This window comes from Xanthobacter sp. BG11Y11_SDJG (assembly GCF_057364445.1).
In genome coordinates, this window is record NZ_JBNFNU010000403.1 from 1 (window position 1) to 3,846 (window position 3,846).

Genomic DNA, 3,846 nt, shown 5'->3' on the forward strand with positions numbered 1-3,846 from the left:
CAGCAAGGCATACCGCAGCAGGGCAAACGAGAGCAGGCCGGTGCCGACGATCTGCTGGAGGCCCCACAGCAGCCAGTCGAAGAATGGCGGGTTGCGCGGAACATAAGACAGTTCCAGCGACGCCGGCGGGTTCGGCCGCATAGCCGGCCTCGAAATCGGCATTCATGGGCAGGGACGTGGCCGCGACCAGTTCGGCGATGTGCGCCAGCATGTCGTCGCGCCCCACCGTGCCATCCGCCTTGCCCTTGGAGAAGGCGTAGCCGGCGCTGGTGGTGGCGAGAGCGGCGAAGCCGGCGTCTTCGAGGAAGCGGGCGGTGCCGATGTCCCACGGATTGGGCAGCACGAAGCAGCCGCTCTCATGCAGCTTGCGGAAGGCGCGGCGCTTGTCGGCGGTCGAAGTCATGATCTGGGCTCCCCTCCGCCGGCCCGGGGCGCGGCGGCGGGCGGGATACTAGGACGCGCTCCGCTCACGCGGAACGATCTCTGCGGTCTACCTGGCGAAGGGCGCGCCGGGCACGTCGGCGCCCGGCGCGCGCGCCGTTCGCACCAAAGACAGCGCCGCGTCCGCGCCATCGGTCGGCGGTGCTCAGTGGTTGTCGCGGGGAACGCCCATGGTCTGGGCCACGCGCTGGTACTTCACCGCCGGCTTCAGCACCATGCCCTCGTCGAACTGCGCCACCATGGAGCGCTGGATCTCCTGCCAGGGGGTCTGGCTTTTGGGCATGGGGAAGCCGCCATGGGCCTGGAGGTCCGCGCGGCGCTGGGCCAGCTCCTCCGGCGGGATCAGGATGTCGGCGGTGCATTTGTTGAGGTCGATGCGCACAAGGTCGCCGGTCTTCAGCAGCGCGAGGCCGCCGCCCGCCGCCGCTTCCGGCGCGGCATTGAGGATGGAGGGCGAGCCCGAGGTGCCGGACTGGCGGCCGTCGCCGATGCAGGGCAAAGCATGGACGCCCTTCTTGATGAGGGCGGCGGGGGGCTGCATGTTCACCACCTCCGCGCCGCCGGGATAGCCCAGCGGTCCGGTGCCGCGGATGAACAGCAACGTATATTCGTCGATGCCGAGGGAGGGATCGTCGATGCGGTGGTGGTAGTCCTCCGGACCCTCGAACACCACGGCGCGGCCCTCGAAGGCTTCCGGGTCGTTCGGGTTGGAGAGGAAGCGGGCGCGGAACTCGGGCGAGATCACCGAGGTCTTCATCACCGCATTGTCGAACAGGTTGCCGTGCAGCACGATGAAGCCGGCATCCTCCTTCATGGGCGCGTCATAGGACTTGATGACCTCGCGGTCCCAGGAGAGCTTGCCCTTGCAGTTCTCGCCCATGGTGCGCCCGTTCACGGTGAGCGCGCCCTCGTGGATCTTGCCCTTCTCGATCAGCTCCGCCACCACGGCGGGCACGCCGCCCGCGCGGTGGAACTCCTCACCGAGATATTCCCCGGCCGGCTGGAGGTTCACCAGCAGCGGGATCTTGTGGCCCACGGCCTGCCAGTCGTCCACCGAAAGCGGCACGCCCACATGGCGGGCGATGGCGTTGAGGTGGATGGGGGCGTTGGTGGAGCCGCCGATGGCGGAATTCACCCGGATGGCGTTCTCGAACGCCTCGCGGGTGAGGATGTCGGAGGGTTTCAGGTCCTCCCACACCATCTCGACGATGCGCTTGCCGGTGTCGTAGGCGATCTGCCCGCGCTCGCGATAGGGCGCCGGAATGGCGGCGCAGCCGGGCAGGGACATGCCGAGCGCCTCCGCCAGCGCGTTCATGGTGGAGGCGGTGCCCATGGTGTTGCAATGGCCGACCGAGGGGGCGGAGGAGGCCACGACGTCCATGAACTCGTCATAGTCGATCTCGCCGGCGGCGAAGCGCTCGCGGTTCTTCCACACCACGGTGCCCGAGCCGGTGCGCTCGCCCTTCCACCAGCCGTTCAGCATCGGCCCGCCGGAGAGCACGATGGCCGGGATGTTCACGGTGGCGGCGGCCATGATGCAGGCCGGGGTGGTCTTGTCGCAGCCGGTGGTCAGCACCACGCCGTCGAGCGGATAGCCGTAGAGGATTTCCACCAGGCCGAGATAAGCGAGGTTGCGGTCCAGCGCCGCGGTGGGGCGCTTGCCGGTCTCCTGGATGGGATGCACCGGAAACTCGAACGGCACGCCGCCCATGGCCTCGATGCCGGCGCGCACGCGCCTGGCGAGGTCGAGGTGATGGCGGTTGCAGGGGGAGAGGTCGGAGCCGGTCTGGGCGATGCCGATGATCGGCTTGCCGGACTGCAGTTCCTCGCGGGTGAGGCCGAAATTGAGGTAGCGCTCCAGATAGAGCGCGGTCATGCCGGGATTGTCCGGATTGTCGAACCAGAGCTGGCTTCTCAGCTTCAGCCCGTGCTTCTCCGGCTGCTCGCCCTGTCCCGACATCAACCCTCTCCTCGTCGCCCCGACCGGCGTTTTAATCGATTTGATCGGGGCGATTTATGCGCCGCCCGCCCTCGAAAATCAATGCGATTTTGCGTCCGTGCCGGGCCGCCGGCCCTTCGCGCTGCAGCATTCCCGCCCGGCGTGCGCCGCCGGCGGTTTGCCCGTCCAACGGTGCCGGCCGCACCTTGCCTCGCGCGGCGAACGGTATATTGCGAAGCGGCAAAGAGCCCGATCGCCATGCCATCCGCCGCCGCCTCCCCTTTCTGCGACCTCCGCCACCGGCGCGCGCCTGCGCGGCGTGCGGGCTGGCGCGCGGCGGGCGGACGGTGTTCGACGGGCTCGATCTCGCACTGCCTGAGCGCCGCATTGGCCTGGTGGGCGACAACGGGTCCGGCAAGAGCACGCTGCTGCGCCTCCTGAACGGCCTGCTGCTGCCGGACGCAGGCACGGTGGAGGTCTGCGGCCTCGACACCCGCGCCCATCGGCGCGCCTTGCCCGGCCTTGCCGGCTTCGTGTTCCAGAATGTCGACCACCAGATCATCTTCCCCACCGTGGGCGAGGAGATCGCCTTCGGTCCCCTGGAGCAGGGGATGGGGAAGGCCGAGGCCCACGCCCGCGCCGGCCGCCTGCTTGCCGCGCACGGCTGCGCCGGCTGGCAACAGCGGGCGGTGGAGGAGCTCTCCGAGGGGCAGAAGCAGCTGGTCTGCATCCTCGCCGCCCTGGCCGCCGGACCGCGCGTGCTGCTGCTGGATGAGCCCTTCGCGAGCCTTGATCTGCCGACCCGGCTGTTCCTCTCGGGACGCCTCGCGGCGCTCGATCTCCAGGTGGTGATGGCGACCCACGATTTGCATCTGCTGGAAGGCTTCGACCGGGTGGTCTGGCTCGACGGGGGCCGCATCGCCGCCGACGGCGCGCCGGCAGCGGTGCTCGCCGCCTACGCCGCCCACGCCCGCGCCAAGGCGGCGGCGCAGGAGGGCGCGTCATGAGGGGCGGCTACCTCGCCGCCGACACGGTGCTCCATCGCCTGCCGGCGGGGGTGAAGCTCGCCGGTCTCGCTCTCGGCTCCATCGCGCTGCTGCCGCTCCACGATCCGCGCCTGCTGGCGCTCGCGCTCGCGGCGGTGCTCATCCCCTATGCGGCGCTCGGCCGGCGCGGGCTGCGCGGCTTGCCCAATGGACGCCGCTGGTGCCGCTGCTCGCCATCATCGGCGTCATCCAGGCGCTGGCCGAAACGCCGGCCGCCGCGCTCGCCAGCGTCCTGCGAATCCTCGCCATGGTTCTGATGGCGGACCTCGTGACGCTCTCCACGCGCCTCGAGGACATGATGGACGCGCTCGGCGTGGTGCTGCGGCCGCTCGGCCTCGTCGGGCTCGATCCGCGCCGGCTGGCGCTGGCGGTGGCGCTGGTGCTGCGCTTCGTGCCGGTGGCTGGCGCGAGCTGGCGGGC

Annotated in this window: 4 protein-coding genes; 2 read left to right on the top strand and 2 right to left on the bottom strand. The window is 70.1% G+C overall.

The window, feature by feature from the left end; genetic code table 11:
• Positions 1–403 (bottom strand): isocitrate lyase/phosphoenolpyruvate mutase family protein (locus AC2W7M_RS21670; RefSeq protein ID WP_486134831.1); only part of this gene is annotated, 403 nt, incomplete at its 3' end.
• A 183-nt stretch (positions 404–586) separates the two neighbouring features.
• Positions 587–2,401 (bottom strand): IlvD/Edd family dehydratase, encoded by a 1,815-nt coding sequence (locus AC2W7M_RS21675; protein WP_486134833.1) that lies wholly within the window; start codon positions 2,399–2,401, stop codon positions 587–589.
• A gap of 326 nt (positions 2,402–2,727) precedes the next feature.
• Here AC2W7M_RS21675 and AC2W7M_RS21680 point away from each other — a divergent pair, with 326 nt between their 5' ends.
• Both AC2W7M_RS21680 and AC2W7M_RS21685 read left to right on the top strand, forming a co-directional pair.
• The gene (locus AC2W7M_RS21680) at positions 2,728–3,387 is read left to right on the top strand and encodes an energy-coupling factor ABC transporter ATP-binding protein (RefSeq protein ID WP_486134835.1); all 660 of its coding nucleotides are present in this window, start codon (positions 2,728–2,730) and stop codon (positions 3,385–3,387) included.
• Entirely contained in the window at positions 3,384–3,683 is a 300-nt protein-coding gene (locus tag AC2W7M_RS21685; protein WP_486134837.1) for a hypothetical protein, read from the top strand. Before AC2W7M_RS21680 ends, AC2W7M_RS21685 begins: the two co-directional genes overlap by 4 nt.
• Positions 3,684–3,846: the final 163 nt, after the last annotated feature.